Source organism: Cytobacillus oceanisediminis (assembly GCF_022811925.1).
GTDB lineage: Bacteria > Bacillota > Bacilli > Bacillales > Cytobacillaceae > Cytobacillus > Cytobacillus oceanisediminis_D.
Genome location: NZ_CP065511.1, coordinates 917,396 through 943,334, shown reverse-complemented (window position 1 = coordinate 943,334; position 25,939 = coordinate 917,396). Strand labels below are relative to the sequence as shown.

General features: G+C 38.9%; 21 protein-coding genes and 3 pseudogenes. 4 read left to right on the top strand and 20 right to left on the bottom strand.

The genetic code is table 11. The annotated features are described in order from the left end of the window. Nucleotides 1–22: 22 nt before the first annotated feature. Entirely contained in the window at nucleotides 23–2,359 is a 2,337-nt protein-coding gene (gene helD / locus IRB79_RS04915; RefSeq protein WP_243507059.1) for an RNA polymerase recycling motor HelD, read from the bottom strand. A gap of 452 nt (nucleotides 2,360–2,811) precedes the next feature. On the opposite strand from helD, the gene IRB79_RS04910 reads away from it, so the two are divergent. Then, on the top strand, nucleotides 2,812–3,651 hold the full coding sequence (locus IRB79_RS04910; RefSeq protein ID WP_243507058.1) for a CBF family alpha/beta fold macrolide esterase: 840 nt from the start codon (nucleotides 2,812–2,814) through the stop codon (nucleotides 3,649–3,651). A gap of 105 nt (nucleotides 3,652–3,756) precedes the next feature. Here the strand turns inward: IRB79_RS04910 and IRB79_RS04905 are convergent, their stop codons facing one another. From IRB79_RS04905 to IRB79_RS04890, 4 genes are all read right to left on the bottom strand, one after another. Next, nucleotides 3,757–4,185: an NUDIX hydrolase gene (locus IRB79_RS04905; protein WP_243507057.1), complete on the bottom strand. Its 429-nt coding sequence runs from the start codon at nucleotides 4,183–4,185 to the stop codon at nucleotides 3,757–3,759. A gap of 57 nt (nucleotides 4,186–4,242) precedes the next feature. Beyond that, nucleotides 4,243–4,641: a VOC family protein gene (locus tag IRB79_RS04900; RefSeq protein ID WP_243507056.1), complete on the bottom strand. Its 399-nt coding sequence runs from the start codon at nucleotides 4,639–4,641 to the stop codon at nucleotides 4,243–4,245. A gap of 203 nt (nucleotides 4,642–4,844) precedes the next feature. Beyond that, a complete protein-coding gene (locus tag IRB79_RS04895) occupies nucleotides 4,845–5,570 on the bottom strand; it encodes an MOSC domain-containing protein (protein WP_243507054.1) in 726 nt (241 codons plus the stop codon). 114 nt (nucleotides 5,571–5,684) lie between these two features. Further along, a complete protein-coding gene (locus IRB79_RS04890; protein ID WP_243507053.1) occupies nucleotides 5,685–6,152 on the bottom strand; it encodes a GNAT family N-acetyltransferase in 468 nt (155 codons plus the stop codon). Between the two features lie 399 nt (nucleotides 6,153–6,551). Between IRB79_RS04890 and IRB79_RS04885 the strand changes: the two genes are divergently transcribed. Continuing rightward, entirely contained in the window at nucleotides 6,552–7,787 is a 1,236-nt protein-coding gene (locus IRB79_RS04885) for an IS110 family RNA-guided transposase (protein WP_243507052.1), read from the top strand. Nucleotides 7,788–8,003: 216 nt separating this feature from the next. On the opposite strand, the pseudogene IRB79_RS04880 reads toward IRB79_RS04885, so the two are convergent. The 12 genes and pseudogenes from IRB79_RS04880 to IRB79_RS04825 all read right to left on the bottom strand — a co-directional run bounded on the left by IRB79_RS04880 (nucleotide 8,004) and on the right by IRB79_RS04825 (nucleotide 21,661). Beyond that, a pseudogene (locus IRB79_RS04880) lies at nucleotides 8,004–8,682 on the bottom strand (phosphopantothenoylcysteine decarboxylase). 112 nt (nucleotides 8,683–8,794) lie between these two features. Next, nucleotides 8,795–9,802 carry a ketoacyl-ACP synthase III gene (locus IRB79_RS04875; RefSeq protein WP_243507051.1) on the bottom strand — a complete coding sequence of 336 codons (1,008 nt, stop codon included), beginning with the start codon at nucleotides 9,800–9,802 and terminating at the stop codon, nucleotides 8,795–8,797. A gap of 201 nt (nucleotides 9,803–10,003) precedes the next feature. Then, nucleotides 10,004–10,462 carry a GNAT family N-acetyltransferase gene (locus tag IRB79_RS04870; RefSeq protein ID WP_243507050.1) on the bottom strand — a complete coding sequence of 153 codons (459 nt, stop codon included), beginning with the start codon at nucleotides 10,460–10,462 and terminating at the stop codon, nucleotides 10,004–10,006. 174 nt (nucleotides 10,463–10,636) lie between these two features. Next, the gene (locus IRB79_RS04865; protein ID WP_431833410.1) at nucleotides 10,637–11,032 is read right to left on the bottom strand and encodes a GNAT family N-acetyltransferase; all 396 of its coding nucleotides are present in this window, start codon (nucleotides 11,030–11,032) and stop codon (nucleotides 10,637–10,639) included. A gap of 383 nt (nucleotides 11,033–11,415) precedes the next feature. After that, on the bottom strand, nucleotides 11,416–12,048 hold the full coding sequence (locus IRB79_RS04860) for a type 1 glutamine amidotransferase family protein (RefSeq protein ID WP_243509238.1): 633 nt from the start codon (nucleotides 12,046–12,048) through the stop codon (nucleotides 11,416–11,418). Between the two features lie 78 nt (nucleotides 12,049–12,126). Further along, nucleotides 12,127–13,080 (bottom strand): annotated as a pseudogene (locus IRB79_RS04855) (helix-turn-helix transcriptional regulator); the annotation flags it as partial. A gap of 233 nt (nucleotides 13,081–13,313) precedes the next feature. Then, a complete protein-coding gene (locus IRB79_RS04850; protein ID WP_243507049.1) occupies nucleotides 13,314–13,838 on the bottom strand; it encodes a DinB family protein in 525 nt (174 codons plus the stop codon). A gap of 316 nt (nucleotides 13,839–14,154) precedes the next feature. Beyond that, complete coding sequence (locus IRB79_RS04845; RefSeq protein ID WP_243507048.1) at nucleotides 14,155–15,000, bottom strand: AraC family transcriptional regulator; 846 nt, start codon at nucleotides 14,998–15,000, stop codon at nucleotides 14,155–14,157. 456 nt (nucleotides 15,001–15,456) lie between these two features. Next, on the bottom strand, nucleotides 15,457–16,275 hold the full coding sequence (locus tag IRB79_RS04840) for an SDR family oxidoreductase (protein WP_243507047.1): 819 nt from the start codon (nucleotides 16,273–16,275) through the stop codon (nucleotides 15,457–15,459). A 214-nt stretch (nucleotides 16,276–16,489) separates the two neighbouring features. Continuing rightward, a complete protein-coding gene (locus IRB79_RS04835; protein ID WP_243507044.1) occupies nucleotides 16,490–16,996 on the bottom strand; it encodes a hypothetical protein in 507 nt (168 codons plus the stop codon). Nucleotides 16,997–17,108: 112 nt separating this feature from the next. Further along, a pseudogene (locus IRB79_RS04830) lies at nucleotides 17,109–17,940 on the bottom strand (tyrosine-type recombinase/integrase). A gap of 628 nt (nucleotides 17,941–18,568) precedes the next feature. Then, on the bottom strand, nucleotides 18,569–21,661 hold the full coding sequence (locus tag IRB79_RS04825) for a peptidoglycan-binding domain-containing protein (RefSeq protein WP_243507042.1): 3,093 nt from the start codon (nucleotides 21,659–21,661) through the stop codon (nucleotides 18,569–18,571). 241 nt (nucleotides 21,662–21,902) lie between these two features. Between IRB79_RS04825 and IRB79_RS04820 the strand changes: the two genes are divergently transcribed. Together IRB79_RS04820 and IRB79_RS04815 are read left to right on the top strand one after the other, a co-directional pair. Next, nucleotides 21,903–22,274: a phospholipase D-like domain-containing protein gene (locus IRB79_RS04820; RefSeq protein ID WP_243507041.1), complete on the top strand. Its 372-nt coding sequence runs from the start codon at nucleotides 21,903–21,905 to the stop codon at nucleotides 22,272–22,274. A 498-nt stretch (nucleotides 22,275–22,772) separates the two neighbouring features. Further along, on the top strand, nucleotides 22,773–24,221 hold the full coding sequence (locus tag IRB79_RS04815; RefSeq protein ID WP_243507040.1) for a hypothetical protein: 1,449 nt from the start codon (nucleotides 22,773–22,775) through the stop codon (nucleotides 24,219–24,221). A 346-nt stretch (nucleotides 24,222–24,567) separates the two neighbouring features. Here IRB79_RS04815 and IRB79_RS04810 read toward each other — a convergent pair whose 3' ends face one another. From IRB79_RS04810 to IRB79_RS04800, 3 genes are all read right to left on the bottom strand, one after another. Next, entirely contained in the window at nucleotides 24,568–24,894 is a 327-nt protein-coding gene (locus tag IRB79_RS04810) for an antibiotic biosynthesis monooxygenase family protein (protein ID WP_243507039.1), read from the bottom strand. 196 nt (nucleotides 24,895–25,090) lie between these two features. Next, nucleotides 25,091–25,447 (bottom strand): Na-translocating system protein MpsC family protein, encoded by a 357-nt coding sequence (locus tag IRB79_RS04805; RefSeq protein WP_431833409.1) that lies wholly within the window; start codon nucleotides 25,445–25,447, stop codon nucleotides 25,091–25,093. Next, nucleotides 25,447–25,872, bottom strand: coding sequence for a phosphate-starvation-inducible protein PsiE (locus IRB79_RS04800; protein ID WP_243507038.1), 426 nt, complete (start codon nucleotides 25,870–25,872; stop codon nucleotides 25,447–25,449). Before IRB79_RS04800 ends, IRB79_RS04805 begins: the two co-directional genes overlap by 1 nt. Nucleotides 25,873–25,939 lie beyond the last annotated feature (67 nt).

Below are 25,939 nucleotides of genomic sequence, written 5' to 3'. Positions count from 1 at the left end.
TTATAGGATACACCTGACCTGATCAAACCTGAATGAGACCTTCCCGCAAAACATCCTGCAAGAACGGACTCGGTTCACCCACACTGCAGAGCTGCAAATCATGCATCGCTCTCGTGCAGGAGGTATAAAACACTCTTCGCAGGCTTTCATCACCATATACACTTTCCGATGCATCATAAATAATAACGGCATCAAATTCAATGCCCTTGGATAAATACGAAGGTACGACAACAACTCCTTCTTCATATTCGGTCGAGTTGCTTTTCAGGAGTTTTATTCCCTCGATGCCGGACAGGGCTTCATAGGCCTGTGCACTTTCTTCTGCAGACTTACAGATAATGGCCATGCTGTTAAGCCCCTGGCTTCTCCAGTCAGCAACCTGAGAGGCAATGAAGCTGTGCAGTTCGGTTTGATCGGATAATTGCTTCAGCTCAGGCAGCTTGCCATCGCGTTCAAACGGGATAATCTCTTTCCCGTTAGGAACCAGTCTTCGTGTAAATTCGATGATCGGTTTAGTCGACCGGTAGCTCCTCGCTAAATTAATCAGTTCTGTCTGATCCGGTCCATACAGGCTGGTGAGTGTGTGAAAATCAGCCGTTTCGCTGGCATGGGCGAAGATCGCCTGGTTAAAATCACCGAGCACCGTCATCTTGGATGCAGGAAACAAACGCTTTAAGAAATCAAATTGAAACGGAGAGTAATCCTGCGCCTCATCCACCACAATATGTTTAATCGCACTATTTGTCTGAAAGCCTTGAATTTGCTCTTTCACATATAAAAATGGAGTAGCATCTTCATAACATAATCTGCCTTCATCGAGCATTTCCTGAGTCGACTGACAGATAGCAGCCCATTCTGCCGGCATCTCCTCTTCCATCCACTCTCGGATTTTCAGGGGATCTGCAAAAAGCTGCTTGTATATCGCCTTAAAATCAATGAAACGCATGGCCCGGATTTGTTTTCGCAGCGGCTTGAATTTTTTCCGGACAATCAGGCGGGCTAACGCTTCAGGCTCGATTTCATAATCATGAATCGAATCCCCTGTAAAGCCGCGTTTTTTCGCCAGGTAGGCATGCGCCTTATGGTATTCCTCATTGCTGAGCAGTTCAATTTCCTCCTGTACCCACTCCTTGGACCGTTCGGCTTTTTCAGCTTCAGTAATTTTCTTAATAAGCCAATCCGCCAGCTTCTCAAGTCTGTTATGAAAACGGAGTGAAGTGCCACTGCTGTAGAATTGATCTGCCATTTGCTGAGCAGCAACGATTGAATTTCCTCTGAAACTTATATCCTTAAACATCATTCCCGATAACTCCAGCGACTTCAAGTAAGCATTAATCGCCTCAAAAAAACGGGCAGATGCTTTAAATTTAATGCCCGCAACCCTCGATCTGTACTCAGGGGTTTTCACAGCAGTTAAAACATACTCCAATTGCTCATATGGATTTTCTACGGCGAACTCTTTACCCAGCCGATGATCCAAATATTCCTGGAAGGTAACCTGCTGCATGTTTTCTTCCCCGAGCTCCGGCAGCACATTGGATACATAGCTGTTAAACATCCTATTAGGTGAAAACAGAATGATTTGATCAGCATTCAGATTTTCCCGGTACTTGTAAAGCAGATAAGCAATCCGCTGCAGGGCAGCTGACGTCTTGCCGCTTCCAGCTGCACCGTGAACAATAAGCAGCCTTCCCTGATCATGGCGGATGATCCGGTTTTGATCCTGTTGAATGGTCGCGACAATATTGTGCATATGCTTATCAGTTCCCTTGCCGAGAACCTGCTGCAGAATTTCATCCCCAATGGTCAGACTCGTATCGAACATGGATTGAAGTTCACCGCGGCGGATCAAATATTGCCACTTTTTCTCCAATGTGCCCTCAATTGCGCCTCCGGGTGTTTCATACTTAGCCGGGCCGGGCTGGTAATCATAGTACACACTCGAAACCGGCGCCCTCCAGTCGTAAATAAGAAAATTCTCGCCGCTCTGATCTCTCAGCGTAGAAATGCCAATATAAACAGGCTCCTGTTCTGAAGATCCTTCTTCCGTAAAATCGATCCGGCCGAAATAGGGCACCTCCTCCATCCGGCGCAAGGCAGACAAGCGCTTGGAAGCATGCCGATGGGTACTCTGGCTGACAGACAGAGCCTGTGCCTCCTGCCTCAAACCGATAATGGTCTCCAAATAATCATCAAAGGTATCCGTATTCACCTTCACTTCATCCCAAAAGTGTTTGCGGATATGAACCACTTCGTTTTTGCGCCTGGAGGTTTCTTCTTCCAATCTGCGGACTTCCTCCGTAATCGTCTCCATAACACCATCCAATCGTTTTTGCTCCTGCTGAAGTTTTGAATTCATAGCAAACACTCCTTTAAAAAAATTTATAAAAAGGTTGACAAACGAATCGATTGCATTATATAATTAAGATAGGGATAATATACTTAACTTTATTTTTATAATGCACATCTATATAAATTTACCACAGGAATTCATTTATTTCAATGGTTAATTCAAAAAAGAGCCGTATTTACAGTTTTTAGCGTAAATACGGCTCTTTTTATTTCTTTTTTATTCCATATGCCCACATCTCCTCACTCAGTCTAAAGCAGAAACCACCGGAAAATTCGGCTTTAAAGTTCTTAGAGATATGTTAGGGTAATACATATAGGGATGAGTCCCTTGGTAAAAAATTCAAAGGAGGCCTCGTCATGATTATCAAGTGGATTCGGCACAGATAATGAACAGGGGCAGGCCTAAATGCTCCGGAAACAATCTGATCTGCGATATTTACGATTATACGGAGGTAAAATATGAGTGAACAAATAATGAAAATAAATAATGTGGATATATGTACAGAGAGCTTTGGAAACTCTAAGGATCCAGCAATTCTTTTGATCATGGGCGCAATGTCTTCACTGGACTGGTGGGACGAGGATTTCTGTCTCCGTCTGGCTGATCAGGGGAGATTTGTCATTCGTTACGATCATCGGGATCTGGGCAGATCGACCACTTATGAACACGGAACTTCCAATTATACAATAACAGACTTGGCTGACGATGCAGCAGGCGTACTTGATGCTTATCACATTGACCGGGCCCATATCGTCGGCATGTCCATGGGCGGATTAACCGGACAGATTCTTGCCTTAAGATATCCGGCACGTGTATTGACACTTACACTTATTGCATCAAGTGTATTTGGAACTGAGATAGAAAAGCTCCCGCCAATGGATCAGAAAATCCTGGATTACCACACGAAGAGCGCTTCCATCGATTGGTCGGATCGGGATGCGGCTATTCCGTATCTCGCGGGAGGATGGAAAACACTAGCCGGCTCCAAACCTTTCGAACAAGAAAGAATGTATAAGCTGGCAGCAAGAGAAGCAGACCGTGCCAATCATTTGCCGAGCAGATTTAACCATGCCATGCTACAGGGTGGAGAAGCCTATTACGATAGAATGAATGAGATACGCGTACCAGTTCTCATTATTCACGGAACAGAAGACCCGGCCCTTCCATACGAGCACGGACTTGCGCTTAAGAAAGCCATCCCGCATTCTGAATTGCTGACACTTGCTGGAACTGGACATGAGATTCATAGTGAAGACTGGAATCAGATTATAGATTCTGTTGCAAAGCATAGTTCCTGATAAAATAATAGTTAGAAAAGTTTAAAGCCCAATTTCTCAAAATTATTAATGAGAAATTGGGCTGCTTTTTTCTTTCCAATTACGAGATTAAGAAGAACCCTGCTACTAATGGACTGGAATCAAGGCTTCAGCACATTTAATGCTTTCCTTTAAGTAAACAGGCGCATTAGGGTGATGTAATATCTCTTCAGTTGTTAGCCATAACACCTCTTCGACCTCATCGGAACATAAAGGTAATGCATCACCAGATTCATATTCGCAAAGAAAAACAATATCGACTACATTTTGATTAGTATCTGTTACGAAAGAAGTACTGTGTACATAAATTAAACGGTCTTTTACTTTTACACCGACTTCCTCTAAAATTTCACGCTTTACAGTTCTTTCTAAAATATTTGATGAGTTTCCTTCTAAATCCACCTTTCCTCCAACAAGGGAAAGCAAACCACCTGCATGTTCCTCTTTTTTACTTCTTTCAACAATGAGCCACTTGTCATTTTTCCTTATAGCTCCTTCTACATTTACAATAAACATTTTGCGCCTCCTACTCATAAATATCACTGCCTATCATTAATAGAAGCAGACCAGGTTTTATAAAGGAGCAATTAATTCAACTTTCATTCGATCAGGATCTTCGAAATAGACTGCGTAATGAGCAGTTCCTCCCGCAAAAGGATGCTTGTTTTTATAAAGGATATTGACCCCTTTAGCCTCTAATACATTCGTTATTTCATCAACGTGAAGCCGTGATTCAGCATAAAATGCCAGATGATTCAGCCCCACTCGGCATCTATGATATGGAATATCAAGAAAGCGTTCCTCTGCCTGCACAAAGACAATGTAGGTTTCACCTAGTCTCCAGCTTTGTCCGAATTCCCACTTTTGAAAAGATACATATCCTAACTCCTCGAGAAACCACCCCCAAAATTCGGATGACCTTTCCAGATTTGATACGTACAGCTCGATATGATGGAGCAACCCCTTTGACAAATACACACCTCCTGGTGAATAAACATTCCAAAATAATTGATAGCTACTTACCTAACCTAACATTTCTACGTCTTTTCAATTCCCCTTTGTTTAACTAAACGCACCCGTTACTTTAAGTACATTTCTTCACAAACTTCAGCTTGCCCCCCATTTACTGAAAGGTATTTCGTTAATTATTTGTGCTGTTTTACCAAACCAAAAATCTATTCAAGAAGAACTTCATCACCCACATTAATTTCACCAGTTCTAATAACAGTAGCATAAACGCCAAAATAATTATTTCTTTCTTTTGCAACTGTTTTCAGTAAAGTAGAATCTCGTTCTGCACTATCGGGGTTAACAGTAATAATCATACATCTTTCACAATGCCTTTTTAATTCTAATTCAACTTCGTTCCCTATTCTAATTCGTCTCCCAAACCATTTCTCTTCGATAAACGGGATTTTATCTTTTAATGATATAAGTAAATTGGGACGAAAACGTCGATAATCAATCTCTGTTTTTCCCAAAATTTGTTTCAATTCTTGTAATGAAGCGTCCGTAACAAGTTGAATGTGTTCTTCTTCAATCGCCCCTAAAGGTACATTTGAAGGGGAATATGTAATAAGAGAAATTTTTCGTTTCGATTTGTTTTCAATTTCTTTAGTTAATTCTTCATTACCCCAATCAAGAATCTTACCTTCAGGTGTCATTATTTCAATCTTAGGATACTCCTCCATTAACTCTTCTCCTACAAATCTTGCTTTGTATCGAACCATCTCTGGAAACTGCGTTATTGTTAAAAACTTCCCTGGTCTTGTTTTATCTAAAAAAGTATGGCTACGGTCTCCGTACAAACCATAATCCATTACTCTTGTTTTCTGTACGCTCTCTCCGTAAAAGGATTTTACGGGATGACGAACAATCTCCTTAATATGTCCGATTAACATTAATTTCCCCTCCATTTTTTAATTCTATTTTATCATTCCTTCTTAGACTAAACTGTCCCTTTAACACAAGAAGCGACTATCCTTATTGGACAATCGCACCTGTTACTTGAATAACTAAAGTTCTTTTTTCATAGAAACAACTTTAATATTTATACCGTTTGGTTTATGTACAATCTCTTCATCATAAACATGATAACCAATGGAACTATATAGCTTTATGTTCTTAGCTACTGTCGTTCTGACTTTACATAGTATTGTAGGAACTCCAATTTTATTTACGTAATCCTCTAAAGACTTTAATATAATTTTTGCAATGCCTTTACCTTGTTTTTCGGGAATAACTGACAAACGATAAAAATACAAACCCTCGTCTTTTATCTGAAATCGCACCATTCCAACTGGTTGATTATCTTCATAAGCAATCAATGCTTTTTCTTCTTTTTCTAAAGCGTCTAATACTGACTGAACAGTTTCTTCTAAAGCACTTGATGGTGGAATATCATTCTTATATTCCATAAATGCCTTAATCATTAAATCATGAATTACTGGTGCATCAGAAGATATTGCAGGATTTATAATCATTGTTAATCTCCCTTTTATATAATAATTATTCATTATAATTAATTTTTACACAAAATAGAAGTGTCAAATATCTTAAACAATCCTGCCCCGTTTATTGCATAAGAAAAGGCTGTATCTTAGCAGCCAGCTCTTTAAGCAAAGCACCCTTTCGTATTATAAGGTCAACTAGAAATGAAAATATTTCTGGTTGACCATTTTTTATATCGATATATGATAACCGTAGCCGGGGTAGAACGTAAGCACCCGTGGGACATGATCCCGTCAACTAAACCGTTCGCCCCCTACTTGTAGAAACATGATTGAGGCTGGTTGGGACGTTGATCTCGTATAACAAGCGAAGCTATGATACTGCAAGAAGGATTAGGGGTACCGGCAAATATGATTTAGGAGGAGAAGCCAATGAATCCAGTGGTTGGACTGGATGTAGCCAAAGGTGAAAGCCAGATACAAGCTTTCCTGGATAAGAAAAAACCTTATCAAAAAAGCTTTAAAGTTGAACACACTCTTGAAGGTCTGGAAAAACTGCATTCCTTTCTCTCAGATGTTGAGAGAATAACTGGGGTAAAACCTCCATTAGTCATGGAGTCAACCGGTCACTATCATACTCCGGTAGTCCATTATTTTGAGGAAAGAGGATACTTGATCATTATTGTTAACCCTTTAGTCTCATATCGGGCAAAGAGTTCAAGTTTAAGAAAGGTAAAGACAGATATAATTGATGCCAATCATCTCTGCGAGATGTATTACAAGGAGGATTTGGTACCTTATAAAAAACGCGGTATCCAGCTCTTGAACCTTCGAAACCTGACTAGACAGCACGAAAATATTACGGGGATTTATGTGCAAACAAAACTGCAATTCCAAGCCGTCTTGGATCAGGTGTTTCCAGTATATAGAGGAGTGTTTGGGGACTTATATTCTGTTGTCTCTCTACTCACCTTACTTGAATTTCCAACATCTCAAAGTATCTTAGAAGCAGGCGAAGAGACAGTTACTAACACAATAAAAAAGTTATGTCCAAGGCGCTCCATCAAATGGGCTAAGACAAAAGCAATATCCCTTTTAGCTGCTGCAAGCCAAAATCCCTTTAGGGAAAATATCTACCAAAGCCACATTTTAAGCGTGGAAATGTATATAAAAATGCTTCTGGAATACCAAAAGCATCTATCCAAATTTGAAGAAGAGATAGATGCCTTGGCAAAAGATATTGAAGAATATAAAATCATCCAATCAATCCCTGGGATCGGAGAAAAGATCGCTGCAACGATCATTTCCGAAATTGGCGAGATTGAACGGTTTGATCACCCTAAAAAGCTTGTCGCATTCGCTGGTATTGACCCGAGTATCTTTGAATCAGGTAAATTCAGAGGAACCGTAAACAGGATTACCCAAAGAGGTTCAAGCCGACTTAGGCATACACTGTATATGGCCGTTAGGTGTGCTATTCGGGATTCCAGGAAAAGCAAAACGACGGAGGAACTAATCCCTCGCAATAAAAGGTTGAGAGAATTCTATGATAAAAAACGGGAAGAAGGAAAACCCTTTAAAGTAGCAATAATAGCCTGTGCCAATAAGCTTTTACAATGGATTTATGCCCTTTTGAAAAGCAGAACGACTTTCCAAGATCTAGCTTAGCTACCCAGATAGACTAATAAAAGCAAAACTTTCCAAACATCCAGGTTAGGAAGGTTATTTGGCATGCTTATTTTTAGCATACCATAATATAAAATTCTATTTCATTGAAAAATGTTGACAAACTATTAGCTGGTTTCGTTTAAGTGCATTTCTTCACAATTAAACAAAAAAGAGATGCTTTTAAAGCATCTCACCCTTTAATTGAACAACAAATGGTTAGCTTAAATAGCCTTCAAGTAAATTTATTAACCCTATGGCAGTTTCTTTTTTACTTGAATAGCAACGAGGTTTTTGATCTTTTATAACGATATAATGTTTCTCTTCCTCACCATATAGTGAACCTGATTTATTAGCAACCATAAATTCTGCATTAGAAGTGATCATTCGTAGATTAGCTCTTTCGATTAAGAAATCAACTTCATTTGTATGTTCTAACTTAAATCCTACAAGTAATAAATTGAATTCCATTTTTTATTTGTGATAATACTTTAGGAGCCTTTTTAAAATGAATTATTGGAGATTCGTCACTAGACATTTTTCCAGATTCTAAAATTTGATTTCCACTTTGATCTACTATTTTATCAATAACCCAATCTGAACCAGCTGCAGCCATTATTACAACATCTATATGTTCAGATTGTACAATTTTTTTTAATTTTTCACCTAAGTCATAAATACCTTCAAATTGATATAAAGTCATATCTCTATGATTTTCAGGTAATTTCGCAAAATAGCCGTGTAAATAAATTACCTCTGCATCTTTTCTTAACGCTTCTTCAGCGAGATAACAACCCATAGTACCTTTCGCCAGATTAGTATGACCTCTAACACTGTCCCATTTTTCAAGTGTTCCTCCACTTGTAATTAAAATCTTTTTTCCTTTTAATGAACTCATAAAATCACCTTTGAAATTATTTATTTGAACTTAGTTTTGCTACCATAGCAGCTACCAGTGTTCAAATTTTGCACCTGATAGATTAAGTATAATCCTTCACAATCTTTTTATGTTACAGCTGTGTTGGAATATTAGTTTGCTCGTCAAAATTTATTTCTAAAAGTTGACCAGCGTGAACTAAACCAGATCCAAATCCATACATAAGAACTCTGTCTCCATTATTAACTTTTCCCTCACGAATTCCAAGGTCAAGAGCTAATGGAATAGTTGCAGCAGAAGTATTTCCAAAGTTGACTAGGCTATAAAGAGTTTTTTCCATTGGGAATTCTAATTTCTCGCAAATGGGCTCAATTAGCCGTAAGTTAGCACTATGAGGAATAAACCAATCAACTTGTTCTAAACTCGTTTTCGTTTTTTCTACAATTTTTTTTACACTCTTAGGAACATTCCTAACAACCCATCGAAAAACTTCCCTGCCGTTTTGTACAAGAAATTGAGTATCGAGTAACTCAATACCATTAACCTTTTTTGATAACCCTGTTCGGTAAACATGCTGTCCTCCGCTCCCGTCACTTCCGAGATTAAACCCAATGAAACTTTTTGATTGTTCATCCTTTTCAACCAATACCGCACCAGCACCATCACCAAATAAAATGCATGTACTTCTATCAGTATAATCAGTAATTTTTGATAATGTATCCGCTCCGATAACAAGCACCTTATTATGGAGTCCAGAGGCGATAAAAGTATGAGCTGTATGTAATGCATAAACAAACCCTGCACATGCCGCACTTATATCTATGGCACCTGTTTGACCAATATTTAAACGGTCTTGAATGATACTTGAAACAGAAGGAAATGGGAAATCCGGCGTACTTGTTGCTACGATTATCATATCTACATCTTCAACTTTTTTATTATATCTTTGCATTAAATCCTTTACGGCAGCTTCACATAAATCACTCGTAAATTCATTAGGATGGCTAATTCTGCGTTCATGAATGCCAGTCCTTTGAATAATCCATTCATTATTTGTATCGACCATTTGCTCAAGATCAAAATTTGTTAGCTTTTTTTCGGGTACATATGTCCCTATAGCTGTTATTCTAGCACCTATCATATAATCCACCCGCCTTAAATTAGAAGTTGATATTAATACCTGGTGCTAATTATAACGATTGACAGTAAATAAATGCAAATTAAAATCTACTAACAATACTCCTTATTGCATTAACCTGCCCCTTTTATGGAACAAGAAAAGCTGTCGGGGTTGGCAGCTAATCAAAAAAATAAATACGAGTTAGCAAAGCAAGAATAAGTTTTAATTTACCTCTTTAACAAACAATACCCTATCTTGACTTGATCCATCGTAATCAGTAAATACAGATACTCCATCAATTTCTTTGTCACCCTTTTCGATCTGAAAACCTGCAATTGAATCCTTATTTACTGGTGAAGTTACAGCACGAACAACATTTCTATTATTCATTTTTACCACCTTGAAAAATTCATTATAAAGTTGCTTTCCAATTTGGATCCTGCGAAAGTCGGGATTTACACCAACAAAATGTATGTATGCAACATCAGTGTTAGATTGAGACAAAAAACCAATTAGAAAGCCAATGATTTGACCATCTTTTTCAGCAATAAAACTTGTATTATCAAAATGGTCAAAGAACAACTTTGGCAACTTATCGGACATTGGCCTACCACCCCACCACTCGTTAATCAAAGGTGATATCACGTAATAATCAGAACTTTTCACATTGCGTATTTCCACTAATAAACATCCTTTCTTATTGTTTCTAAGACAATATTATCGTTCTTCTTGAACAAAACTGCCCCGGTAGTTAAATAAAAAAAGGCTGCCGCAGCAACATTACCTTCTTGAATTCAAGCACCCATTAGTGAAAGAAACCAGTTGCTTATAATGGCAAACTCATAGAAACTGTTCTTATATTAAAGCCCATTTTTTAGCTTGATTCCCTGCAAATGCACTTAGACGGACTTCGGAGTGTCCATCTTGTCTTAGATGGTAAATGGCTGTTCTCATTAACTGTTTAGAAATTCCGTTTCCTCTAAATTCTTCTCTAACAAATAGTTCATAAATAAATCCATTCATCTTATCAGTGAATTGGTCTTTACTTGCCCCTATAAGAATCCAGCCCATTAATTTATCGTTCTCAGTTGCTATTAAATAATAGCTTCCCTTCTCCAGCAGTGGTTCAACAAGATGTTTGATTTTTTCATTTGTAGGTTTTACTTCACCTAATGTGCCATCAAATACAGCTAGGGGCGATAGTAAAATAATATTTTTAAGTTCTGAATCATTAGGTTTCCTAATTTCCATTAATAAAATCAGTCCTTCAATATCGTTTTATTAAGTTTAGCATAATATTCCAGTAATCTTCTTCAAAAGTCTAAAATTAAATTGGTTCCTTGTTCAAGTAACCTGCCCCTTTAGTTCAATAAAAATAGCCACCTGGGATGGCAGCTGGATATAAAAGTAACGCACCCTATAGCTTAAGTACATTTGTTCACAAACTTCTTTCAGGAATGTTGCACGTAACTTCAATATGAGGTAACGGCAGGAAAATGCGGATTTACAGCGATAAGGAATTTCCAACTTAAAAAGCCCAACTCTCTACAAAACAAAATAGAGAAAGTGAGCTTTTCAGTTACTTCATTATTTTTATTTGAACTAATATAAAACTGCTAAGTAGATTTTTTAGCTCAGCTATTTATTGAATTCATTAACTGGAAGTAGTATTCAGATTTATGAGTCTTATTTAGGTTATACCAGGAATGTAATGTATCTTGTGCAAATACATCTAATTTTTTCAGTACTTCCATCGCAAATTCCAGAGGAGCTATTCCTGATGCAGTAACTAAATTCGCATCAGATACGGCAGATCCCCCCTCATAGAACTTTTCTCCTTTATAGTTAGGACATACCATTTTAGTGTATTCTAAATTATTACTTGTATGCTTTCTAGTATCTAAGTATCCCATATTCGCCAGGGCCTCAGTTGCACCACAAATTGCAGCAACAACAGTGCCAAGCTTTAAAGCTTGGCCTATTCTTTCCAAGATAGGTTGGTTAATTTCTTCACTCCAAGTAGTCCCTCCCGGTAAAATTAACAGATCTTTACTTTCAAGAGTACATTCATCAAGGGAAATATCTGGTTTTATGCTCAGTCCTCCCATAGTAATAATCATTTCTTTATTAGCTCCTACTGTAATTACTTTTAAAGGTGCTAAATCTTTTTTGAAGTATCTTCCTGAGTTTAGTTCAGCAATTAAATATCCATATTCCCAGTCCGACATTGAATTAAATACATATAGAAAAACTTTTTTTGTTTGCATCCAACAACACTCCCAATCACAATTTATATAGCAATTATAAAATAACTTCCTGACAGTTAACGTCAGGAAGTTATCATGATGAAATTTTATTAATTCCGACAGAACTTCAATAAGTCTTTTCTTAAGACTTATAGGCTCAATAACTTTAATAGATTTATTGTACGGTAAAAGTAAATAAGGTACATATGTATGTATTATATCTTCTTCAAGAAGAAAAACTGCTTGATTTGAAGTCCGTTCTTGTAAATAATGTCCTAAAAACCAATGTTGGCAAATATCAGCCAATACACTTTTATCTCCATTAATAACCAAAGGAATAATCCCTTCCTTATCTTCCATAGTTGGAAGAAGGTTTTTTATAAAAAAGTCACGTGCTGAAAAATTTTCTGGCCGGTTACACTTATTTTCGGTTAGCATTAGACTTTCAATTCGATCTACTCTAAAACTACGGATATCATTCCTAAGATGACAAAATCCAATCACATACCACATATTATTCCAATAGATAATTCTGTACGGATCGACCAATCTATAATTTAATTGCTTTTCGCCACTTTTATGGTAGAGAATTTTTACTGAGTACCCGTCAGCAACGGCCTGTTCCAACTCCTTCAAATAAGGTTTCATAGAGAGTGAACTTAATCGACTTATTACTTCAAGACTAGTTAAATGTTGGTTTATCTTTGTTTCCTGCTCTTGATTTGAGTATTTACTTAGTTTAGAAATGGCCCTATTTAGTGCTTCACCTCCATAATATCCGGCTTCTTCTGCAAAAACAGCAGCGTGAAATAGTGAAGTTTGCTCCTCAAAATCAAAAAAAAGAGGAGCCTCAATAAAGTTGTTCAATAAAGTGTATCCACCGTTATGTCCTGGTTCTGAAATTATAGGTACGCCACTTGTTGAAATTGTATCAATATAACGATACACAGTCCTTATATTCATCTCTAACTTTTCTGAAATTTGTTTTGCAGTAATTTTTTCACCTGAACGAAGCATCCATAGAATTGCTAACATATTGTCAATTTTAGGCATATAATTCCACCTCTATATGAAAATTTATTTTCTAACAACTTATACAATTCCTTCATAAGGTCCTCCTACACAGTTTGCACCTATCCAGAAAAGAAAAACTTCTTTAACTATCCTGCATCGTTAGCCCATTAAGAAAAGCCGCCTTAGATGGCAGCTGGTTCATAAGTCAGTTATTAGGGGGCTTTGCTTTGTATAATAGTGAATTGATTAAATATCTAGATGCAATCCAGTCTCTAAAAATTTTTGTCAAATAAAGTCTGTTTTGGTTCAGCCATTCCAAATTGTGCCCATTCTTCTTTTGAAGGACCGTAAATCCCTGGAACACTAATTCCTGCTTGTCTCATTAGAATAGTCATTTGTCCCCGGTGATGAGTTTGATGTTGGCTTAAAAATAATAAAAGACTTCCCTTTGTCATGTTTATTCCAAAGAAATTAATTTGTTCCAATAGGGTCTGATCAGTCCATTGAGTTTTCAAAGCCTCAACAAATTCATGTGAAGATTTAATATAGCTTTCAGCAATGAAATTAGCAGATGATGGGACAGACCAGTCTTCATCAGGAGCGTCAAACCTTAATCCTGCCTGTGAACTAATAACTATAATAGAAGTGACCGTATGCCACGCAATACGTCCTAAAGACCATTGATTTGGAGTGACTTCTTGCTTTAATGATTCATCCGTGAGATTTTTAATAATCCTGCTTGTAGCTCCTGCCTCAAATTCCCAAGATGCATAAAAATCGCTTAAGCTATGATACATCTTCAAACTCCTCTCAATAATATGCTTATTAAATTCTCCCTTTTAATAAAATTACCTCCTCCTTTTTTCTTTAAGGCTGCACCCCATAAATTTGGATTTCCAATTTTGGTTGAATTCTCCTTTTGTAATAACCTCTTCTTATTTAACAACTACCCTCGTTGGTACAACAAACGCAGCATCCCTCTTCTTCATCAGAATAGAAGTCGGCTTCTTCATCTTGGTCTACATAAGTAATAACACCCTCACTTGATTTTCAATATGGCTTATTCCATTTCCCCCTTTACCTTAATAAGGAATTCAATTATAGAACGTTCTTTTATCTTGATCTCACTGGAACCCATAACTCATGCCTTGGTTGATGCTTTGGTCCGTAATAACATTCAATACAAGGCAAATTTGCTAACTCATAGCCAGAAGTCGGAACCCATTCTGAATACAACCTTTTCCATGCATTAGGTATATTGGGGAAGACAGCCCATGTACTTGGAGGTATACAAATTGTTCTTAGATCCTTCGGGAGTTCCTCCTCATATCTCACCCCCATAAAATACTCAAACTCTTCATCTGTAATAGCAGCTTCATTACCGCAAATCCCCAATAGACCTTCAAGTGTACATTTTGGATTTTCCCATGACATATCTATTAGCCTTTGCATAAATCCATCCTTTTTCGCAGTATTCCATATTGAAGGTATGGTTTTGAATGCTCTACTAGTTTTTACCGGTCTTCCCTTTCCAACAATTCTTAGTTCAAAGTCGATTTTCTCTAATCTGTAATCCATTTCTACATCTCCTTTAATAGAAATTTGAAAAGAGATTCTTGGAAAGGCTTTTAATTGCATTCCATTTTTACGGGCAGCAGAAGGCGTCATTCCATGTGTCTTTTTAAAAGCCCGGGTAAATGAATCAACAGAATCATAACCGTATTTTGCTGCTATATCTATTATCCGCATATCACTTTTTTGAATATCAAAAGCTGCAGCTGTTAGACGTCTTCGTCTAATGTATTCTGATAATGATATACCAGAAATAGATGAAAACATCCTTGAGAAATGAAACTCCGAAGTATAAGCAATTGCTGCCATCCTTTTATAGTCAATTTCACTATCAAGGTTTTGTTCAATATAATCCAATACGTTATTCATTTTTTCCAGCCAATCCATCTATTCCATCCCTTTCCAATAATCATTTTAGAAGAAAGCAGGCTTTGCTGCCCGACATATATTGCCTAAAAATGTCGGTTCTAATAACACAATAATGTGGTAATTCGATTGATTTAAACAATTTCCTGTCCCGTTAGCCGAAAAAGAAAGATGCTTTGCTCCATATTGAAGCAAAGCAAGCATAGTTCAAATACCTAGCTAATATCGAAATCTTATTCCTATTTCATCTTTTAGGGAACTACCTAGACCAAACTCTCAACCCATGATCTCAACCAAATTAACAAATGCATACAAAAACTCAACGTGTTTTAAATCCTTACAGTTGTTTACATAAATACAATCCTTTTTTTGAACTCTAATAGATCACTTCTGTGCAAATCCTTTCACAACTTTAGCTTTATTTGCTGCAGTTCTTATTCAACAACCTGCCCCTATAGCTAAATAAGGATTTTATTTTTATATTATTTGAAAAGTAGTCTTTATTAAATTGTTTGCCTTTTGAGTGTTAAGTGAAGTATCTAGAGAAACATACCTTTCTTTATCCGTATCTATTTCGTATGGTGTTATAGTCGTATGAATTCCAAGTTGCTTTAACCGTCTTTCATAAAATGTAAAATAACTTATGCTCTGTTTAGGTCCTAAGTGTAGAGTTCCTGTAAATTCATTGTAAATCAATTCAAGTATTGCATTCGATAAATCATTAACGTGTGTAAATGTACGGTATAAATTAGTTGCTGCTTTAACTTCTTGATTTTCCTCCATTAATCGGATGATTCGGTTTGTTCTTTTTTCTATATTATTTCGGTCACCATAGAGTGGTCCTATTCGAACAATTATATGATTGTTATGGAGATGCCTAATTAGTTGTTCTCCCGTATGTTTTGCATTTACATATACAGAAAGAGGAGCATCATTTGGGAGAAAACCTATTGTATCCGATTCCTTATAGTTTCCTAGCCCTTCAGTAAATACGGCATCAGTTGAAATGAAAATAAGTTTTGTTTCAGGTTTAATGACTGTCAACAAATTATTAAGACCTGTGTGGATTAATTCCATTTCGTTATCGTTACTCATAAGAGTCCAGACAATAACATCTGGTTTAATTTCAGCTATCATCCCTTTTAAAGAGGAGAAATTATTAACATCTACTTGTATGATATTCTTTTTATCTACTGCGTGACGTGAAGTTCCGTAAATAGTTACCTTTTTTTTATTTGCCTGGGCAATTAAAGAAGAGCCAAGAAACCCCTTCCCACCTAGTACGAGTACTTTCATTATTCCTCACACTTCTCGTATATTTTTTGGATGTTGTACAATAATTTCAACAAAAAGACGCATTAATCCTTCTTAGATCAATACGTCGAACTAAGTTATCTTTTTTACTTATTGCTTAAACCTGCTCCTTTAGTTCAACAAAAAAGCCGCCTGGTTCGGCAGCTGATATTGAACAATTGCATATTTTAGTTGAAAGAGTTTATATCAGTAATTGTCAATTTTCAGTGCATTTGTTCCAATTAAAAGGCATCAGTTGCAGCTTTTCTGCTTTCTTTTCATCTACTGACATAACAACCCAAACTTCACCCATTTTATGCAATTCCTTTTTGACATTGTTTCCTTCGATTCTTTTATAAAGAAAATATCCTTTTGACCCTTCTAAGCCATTCTCTAAAAACAATCGCATTGAGCCAATACTATGACCTACAAATAAATGCTGTAATGAAACTTTATCAGAATGGTCATTAATTTTATCCCCTACTTTTAAGTTTAAGTAACTGTGCTTAAATTCTTGATATCCAGATAAGTCTAAGTTGTAGCTCTTAACAATATCTTTTAGTACACTGTCATCAAATTCTATCCGTTTCTTTTCAAATTCCTTTACACATACACTTTTAGGAGGCTTTCTTTCTCCTTTTGAATTGGCTAATACATTTACATTATTTGTTCCGCAAATTATGATACTGAACATAAGTAATAAAAGAGAAAACCTTTTGTTCATTCTTTCATCACCCCTAAATTATATTTAGGGGTATTTTTCCCAAGTCAATTAAGACTATCCTTATTGAACAAACCTGCCCTTTAGTTCAATAAAAAATGCTGCAAAGCAGCACCTAAAAAAATTTCTTATATAATTCACGTCTCAAGTGGCCGCTCAGGTATGCATAGACTCTGGTAGTTTCGCTTTTTTCGTGTCCCATTAAATTTTGTATAACCTCTAATGGCGCCCCATTATTAATAAGTGTAGTTGCATAGCTATGTCTAAGTTGATGTGGGTGAATGCACTTATTTATTCGTGATCTTTTGGAAATCTGTTTTATGACATATCTCATTTGTGCAATATTCATTCGATGTGGTGCTCGAATCGTAACGAACAACGCTTGTTGATCATCAGCTCTTTCTTCTAGATATCTTTTTAACCAAATACTACATTGAGTATTAAAATACACTTCTCTTTCTTTTTTTCCTTTTCCAAAAACGATAACGGATTGTTCTGCCATATTTATTGAGTGCTTATCTAAGTTTACAACTTCTCCTATCCTACAGCCTGTTGAATACATAAATAGCTTTCTCAAAAGTTGTTTTACATGCTTCACGAAGCAATTCAATTTCCTCTTCCGTAAGAAACTTAGGAATTCTACTCTCTGGCTTAGGTTCTTTAATAGTAGATACCGGGTTAATAGAAACGTATTTCTCTTCTTGAGCCCATTTAAACAATGATTTTATAAAACGTATCCGATGACAGAGACTAGAAGCTTTTAACTCTGCAGCAACTTCTCCAAGAAATAATTTAATGGATTCTGTTGTAATATCAGTGATTTTAATATCTCCAAAGTACTTGATTAATAAAGACATTTGCACTTTATATACCTTTAAGGTTTGAGAAGAATATCCCTGAATTTGTTTATCTGCTTTATAAAGATTCCAGGCTTCAGATACAAGCATAATGAACAACTCCCTGACCGTTCTATTATTAACATTATCCGCCTGAAAACTAAAAAATATACTAGTTTTATAGAATTTATTAAGTAATTGCACCCTTTAGTTCAATAAGGATGTGCTTGTTAGTTATTACTCATCTTCTGGAACAAGGAATGACTCGGACGGATGCTGCAGAGAAAGCCGGTATCTCTAGAATGACTCTATTCTCCTGTTGTAGCTTTTAAAGTGGATTTTCATATTGGCCCAGTACCAGCGTTGCTGTAACCAGGGGCAAAGTAGACATAGCTTAAATACACCTCATACCCCTTGGTTATTAGTTAGTCTCTTTGTTGTTTTGTATCTTACGAGCCAGCATTTTACAATAAATAAAAAGAATCCATTTTGAAAAAAGTTTAATCAAAAAGGATTCTTATATTGTAGTATTAAAATTGATCATTTTCTGCCTATGTTATTAAACAATCGCGCCCGATTACGGAATAAGAATAACATATTTCTTTGTGTGTCTATTTTACATAAAGCTTCTAATATTCGGTCTCCTACTCAACGCCGACCGTTTCATAAGTATGGCTTAGTTGTCGGATGGATTATGAATCAACCCTATTGTACAACAAGGATTTAGTGCAACTTTTGATCAACTCTCCGGATTACCTAACGCCTCTATCCCAAGACTTCGTAAATGAGGCGCTGCTTTTAAATCAGAGTTAAAGAGAGTGTGCCAAGTTTCTGGACCAACTATTCCGTCAACTTGAAGCTCGAATCTTTTTTGAAATTCTTTTACCTTCATCTGAGTATTCGGGTCAAAAATACCATCAATATTAACATCAATATTCGCTTCATTGAGACGAGCCTGAATCTTTTTCACCTCTGCTCCCTTATCACCTAGTTTCACAACATGGCCGGGATAAGGTGCAGTAGAAGTATCTGTAATGGTACTATCGATGATTATTTCCATTACTTCAGGTATTCCAGACTCTCGTTCACATTCTATGGGAATTTGCCTCCCTGTAAGCGGGTTGTAGGTTACCTCGACAGGGACCATTTGATCAGTCGGTAGTACTTCAATCCATTGGTCGAAAACTTGGAAGTTCTTATCTTTATTGTTAGGATCCCGATTTGGATCGTTCGGGTCTACACGGAAGCCATTTTGTAGTGGATAAAAACCATGCTCAAAGACCTTTTCAACTGGAGTTGAAGTAACCTTGTTATCAACGTTTAGCTCAGTTTCCGGATAAGTGTTGACTTTATTGGATTCCTCATGTTTCTCTGCAACTTGAAAGCAAAGATAGTCGATTGCGTTTTGTATGGTGACTGTCGCTTCAGGTTCTAGTCCCAACCTCGTTTTGATTTGGTTTAGTTCATCTTCTGGAGCAGCGTAATCACATTTCAGGCCATCAACCCCCTCTATATTAGCGTTTTGTAGCCAATTTATAGCAGCCTTCTCCTTTCCGGGCCGTACAGGGATAACTGCTTTAACCCAGGGTGCGTTAAGGAAGGTATTTCGCAAATTGTCCCCGTCTAATTGCAAAAGCCATCCGAGCGAACTGCCCAACGGTGCTGGTTGCGATTTTTCAGTAATCAGGTAATTGTCTTTCCGCGGAGGACTATCAGGCCAGGGAACGAGGTTACCGTCAAGCTGTGTCTGGATGTCGGACAAAGTCTTAAATTTCTGCATATGCTTACGGGGCTTCCACCACTCTGGAGCGACAAAGTACAGCATCTTATCAATATCAAAGATTGAGTTTATCAATTCCGAGAGAACGTGACGGCCGTGCTCGCTACCTTTTACCACATTGTCGTAATGAGCATCAGTCATCAAGGAACGTATGAGCCTACGGTAAATAATGATGCGTTCTTCTTCTCGCAACTCTTCAAATTTGCGCTTGTTGATCCCGCTGGCAAGTTCGACACGCTCCTTAACAGCCTTGTAAAAAGCTTCTTTGGATTTACGGTTATTTTCGTTGGTTGCTGCAATACCCTCTTCTTTCTTCTTTTTGTTGGCGGCTGCGATTTCTTCTCTTTTGGCTGTGCTCGCTGTATATCTCAACGTTCCACCGACTACAAAGTCTACGCGTTTGTCCCATTCAAGGCCACCGGGACCCGTGATGACACCAATTTCAAGCTGTTTAGATGGCGTAAACCGAGCCCCGAAACCCCAAACTCCGTGGAAATCATCACCAGTACCTGAGATCTGTGTGGCCGGAATGATTCCTTCAACAACGACAACTTCAAAACCGTCTGGTGCCTTCGGGGGATCGATCATTGTAAGTGTTACAAATCCGTGTTGTCGTTGGTCGTCAAAATCCCATTTCGCATTTGCTGTAAAAGGAATCACTTGATCGGCAGGAATGGGTATTTCTGTCTGGTCCGGCATCGGCACGAGATCGGTCGGTTGGGCGTAATGAATCATTTCCGCAAGTCCAAGATCTTCACCGGGATCTTCAACAAAGGTCTCCCAACATAGATAAGTACCAATATCTTGGACTTGTACACCAACCTGTCTCATCTTTCTACGTAATTCATAGTTAATTAGCTTTTTTGTGTTGTTGGCTATAACATACCGTTTACTTGACGTGTCTGTTACCTCTGTAACAGTTTTAAAAGTCGATTTATAATTTTCACGTATTTCGCTTGATAGCTTTTCGCTCTGTTGTCTCATCCTTTTATGAGTTTTTTCCCTGGAGGACTGTTGGGTTTTGTCCATGTTAAGGCTTGCTGTGGCGGAAGCGTCTCCAGTACCCCACGATTGATTCACGGTGGTTGTGAAACCAAGTTTAAGATCTTCTTTGTTTTCTTCCTTCACCGCATCACTTATATCATCTTGGTCCGTTATATTGGTCTCCTTTTTTTTCGTGGTTTCAAAAAATGTTTCAACGGTCTTTTCGGTAGTAGTCCTCCGAGTACTAACCTCTACCAGTTCTACTGTTGATCCGGGGCTTAGCCATACGTGGCCAGTTGGCGTCCCAAGAAACGTGTCCAACTCAAAGAAATACTGTCGGAACAAATGGACAATACCAAGCGGGGACAATGCAGCGTTTTTTACGTCTTTTTTTGGATCAAAGGTCAGGTAAGGGTCCGTAAAATCCATGTCTTTCTTGTTTAACGCTTGAAGGAAAGAGTCCTTTGAGTCCATGTCCAATTTTTTAAAAAAGATATTGTTTAATTCATTGACGCGACCATTTACAACTAGCTCTTTAATGACCCCTGCAATCACTGTTTCATTGGCGATACCACTCCTCACCTCTTCTTGACATTTTTCCTTTTTTTCCTCCGTGTCGTTTTCTTCGCAGCAGCTGGCTAAAACTTCATTGTAATGGTCGATGACTTTGGTTCTAAGGATTTCCGTAAGAAAGTCATTGTTCACAAGGTGCCGCCACTCATCTTCCTTATTTGGAACCTTTCCAAAATTATAAATTTTTTCGCTGATTTGCTGAAGTACAATGGAATCCTGGGGAATCAATTTAGGAGCAGCAAATCCCGCAGGCTTCAAGTCGGGAGCCGAAATTGAACATTTTTTACCGAAATTGATATTTGTCTTGACTTCCAAATAAGGACTCAATCGAGATAATAGAGCGTTATTTTCATATTTAATATTGTTTTTGATTCGGTCGAGCTGCCTTTTAGAATTCCAACCGATCAAGGAATTATATACGCCAAAGAGCTCACTAGCGTAAGGCAGTACGGATTGATAGTCGGATAAATTAGTTATTCTCTTAATATTTGACAAGTGATGTACCCCTTTCGTTTTAGATGACTAATACCCTAGCCGTCTCATGACATAGGATTTCCCAATTATCAGAGTAAATATGTATTTTAAAACCTTGTAGCGTTAGGGAATAAGTTTTAACTATCTTCTTACGGCTTAGAAATTGACTTAAGCTAGATATTGAAAAACTAAAGTGGTATATAATACAGTCTGAAATCAGTAATGACTAGTTGAGGCCTTTAGCGTCTTCCGCGACCGTTGGATGGATCATCCATCAACCCCAGCGCTGGATAAAGTCAAATTCCAAATGACTCCTGACGCTGTTAGGCAAGATTTTATCCGCGTTGCCGCCTCAAGATCAGGAGTCATGGACACGTGTACCGCGCCAGGGGGCAAAGTCAAACCGAGAAAGATGCTGGTTTCTATCGGGCGGACCTTTCCCAACCTATCGAAATTCAAACCTGGAGACTCTTATAAGTTTAAATCTCCCGACCAGTCTGCTTGGCAACTTGTCAAGAACGGCATCATCAATGCACGAGAGTACATCTATGTCAAAGATCAATACCTTGTAAGTCGTCGTGTGAAGGATTTACTGGTTGCTAAGTTGAAAGATCCAACCGCTTTTTACAGATAAATAATCGTAAAAAATTAGCCAAAGACAAAAAAGTCTAAAAGGGTATTTTAGGAAAATTTCAAATAAGTGGGTAAGACCATTTCGGTTGGGCAGAATATATTGCGGGAATGGTGCTAACCATGCTTAGATCTTCCCCATTACAAACATGGGAGTGAAATAGATGACTGAAAATAACGAACGCAATCGCAACGGTGGATACGCAAATCAAGGTGGGAACGCTATGAACCAAGCTGGTAACAATGGTACTAAGCCATGACCGGTCGGATTGAGCCAGCCGCACCAATCGCCCCCATCGCGGCACCCGATCGGCCAGTGCGGGCCTCACCTGTATCAGCACATGCCCGCCCAGAGGCCCCAAAGGGGAGTCCTCTCCCAAGCCCGGCTCCGCCTCAGGCAGCACGGGAGACACCGCAATCCAGACTCGAACTCGGGCCAATCAGACATGAACGCATTGCATCGTCGAACCGCGACGCCGCCGGGACCGGCGCAATCTACAGAATGGACCTCGACCTCTACGAAGGCCGGATCGCGTTCCTATCCCGAGAGGGCCCGGCCCTTCGCGGCTACGTCGACACGGACCTGGACGCGGGCGCCTACACGCTGAGTGTCAATGCGGAAAAGAAAGTTTGGCTCATCAACGAGGCGGTCAAGCCTGGACTACGCTTCAGTGTCGATCTGGACGGACCGGACCCTTTTGAACTGAGGTACGAACAACCATTGGTCCTGACAGCGCACGCCGGAATGCAGTCCAAGCACAATATCGATTCTGTCGCCGATACCATCGCGTTCCTTAAAGAGGAGGAGTCGCAGTCCATGCGATGGCGGGCACTGATGGGCCTAAGCGATGTGCTGCTGGAAGATGTTATCGACCAGCTCTGGTCCGCAGAGAAAACCGGGCAGGCTGTGATCATGGACCTTCTCGCCAGTTTCGAGCAGGAAGCGAGCCAGACGAACCGGCCGATCGATCTGGCACGGGTCCTGCGCGTGATAGAGGGATTCACCTACAATCAAAGTGCCTTGTATGTGGACGCATTCACCAGTTACATGCTCGATCCCCTAAGCAAGGAGCCGGATGAAAAGCGGGCTCAGGCTCACCTTTCAACCGTCCAGATCCGGCTGATATTCGACAAGTGGCCGCCCACTCGAAGCATCGTTATCTATGCCGATGACATTTCAGACGGAGATCAGATCGACCCCGATCCTCCCACATACGGAAGCGCGAACCTGACCTATCCTAAATGGCTCAACCGGGCAATGACGCCCCGCATCCACGCCGCGAAGAAAGCGATCCTCGAACAGCTGGAGAATGAGAACCTTGTCAGCATCATCGAGCAGGCCCACGACGCCTACGAAAAAATCCAATTCGCGTGGTCGGTTTTCGGCTTGGCGCAACCATTCATTACCCGCTTGGCTAATCCTAAGCCCACACCGGACAAATGGGCCGGCTCGGTCGGGGCCGCCCGCGTGGAGGGTGCCGTCTGGCGTTGGAAAGGGATCCAACCGTCCATGACCGGCCCCGGGGCCTGGGTTAGAGATTTTGAAGCAGGGGTAAATATGTCGGCACGTAACGCCTACTATCAATTGGAAGCCGCGGGCACCCCGCCGGGATGGGGATATCGCTGCGGTGGCTTGCAGTTCGAAAACTTCCTCAATGGCATGCTCGTCGATGCGAAGGATTGGGCCTACTGGGGTAATGTCAGCAAATCCATGCGTGGGCTCTCCGATCCCGCGATCGCTATGTCCAAGATTCGTCAGGCAGAGGCTCAGTTGCGGGTCGCGAAACGGGCTGGCGTCGGCTTGCAATGGCGAATCTCGTCCGCGGACTTGGTACCCGTGATTCGCTCGGGGTTTAGGGCTCACGGGCTTTCAGAAATTTCTGTCGTCCATGTCCCCACGCGCCCGCCACCTCCCGATTGGATACCAAGAATACCAACCAAAATCTTCTAGCCCAAGGTCGCACGCTAGATGTTTGGGCTGCAATTACTGTCGGAAAAATATTTACAGCAGCTTCGCGCTTCGCCTACGTAGAGAAAACGACAAAGAAACCCGATTTCTGATTCATCGGGAAACCATAAAAATAAAAATGAGCGGTGCGAAGTTCCAATCTTCGCGCCCACTCATTTTTATCTTTATCAGCTTATCTTGTTACACTAAACTGCCCCGTTTGTTTAATAAGAAAGGCTTTGTTAAATAGTATTGTTGTTTTTCAGGCAAAAAATATGGGAACGTCTGATTTGGACGTTCCCGTTCTTATTCCGTTAAAGCCCCCGTTTGTTGAAAAAGGCAAGAATTATTATATTTCGAAAAAGTTATCCCTTTCTACTTTACACACTCTTAGCGCGAAGCTCTTATACCATTCATTTTTACCTCTATCCTGTGCAACTTGATGTGCTGAGTTTTCCTTCCAATTCTTTATTGCATCCAAGGAAACCCAATATGAAACTGTAATTCCTAACCCTTCATCACGAGCACTTTCCACGCCTAAGAATCCCTTTTGCTGAGAAGCTAACTCTACCATTTTTTCCGCCATTTTTCCGTAACCTCTATCTCCCTCAGTTCTTTGTGATGAAAAAATCACTGCGTAATAAGGTGGTTCAGGAGTTTTTACAATTCCATTCATACATAGTTTCCTCCAGGTTAATATTTTTACAATTTCTACTTTTCTATTATAAATATTTTTATACAAGAAAAGCGACTGCCCTAATTGAACAATCGCACACTATATAATAAGATATTTACTTGATTTCATTTAACCAAGGGTGTCCATTAATAATCTTTCCTGGGTCGCAGTTATGTCATATCAAGGCAGGCTCGGTCTACTTTTCATTAACCCTAATATCTTTGTCAAACACATAAACAGTCATGGCAATATCCAAATCTATATTAATATCCGCATAAATGCTGACAAGCTTCGCCTGAACTAATTCCTCCAATTTTTTTACTTTAGAAGAATCCTCATAGATCCTTTTCACTAATGTAGTCCTTGCCTCATGAACCATCTGATGTCCTTCACTTGATTCAATCATAAATTTTTCTATATTAGTCAGATTCCCTTTCATCTCACTAATCGCCCAGGGACCTGCAAACCGTGTGGTAATTTCTCTCGGTCCATTCCCAACACATTCTTTACGTATTTCCCGAACCAGCATATTGAATTGATGTTCAATTGTCATTACGATTCTCCTCTTTCGCCGATTAAAAACAACCTCTTACTTGGTAAAAAATAACTAATCATAAGGACCAATACTACTAAAGATAACCACAGATTTTGGATTGGATGTTCATTATTCACAATGATAAAACGGATGGTCGCTGTAATTCCTATATAGAGAAGGTTCCTTAATGGAAAATGATAATTTTCCTTGAAATATTCAACAATCATCGAAATAAATCCGAAATACAGGAAAAATACTAAAACCTTCCCAAGAATATCATGTACATTATAATTTCCAATAAATGCATCATTTACAATATGGTAAAGTTCCCTAAAAAGAAAAAAAATGAGGGCACAGCTTAGAATACTCAACGATGAATTTAACATTATCTGATAAAATTTTATTAACCAGTTCCCTTTATTCAATCGATCTAATACAGCCATTGTTCCCCTCCATCGTTACTAATCCTATTTTATTATTAATATAATTTAGACAGTGGAGTCACGGAGG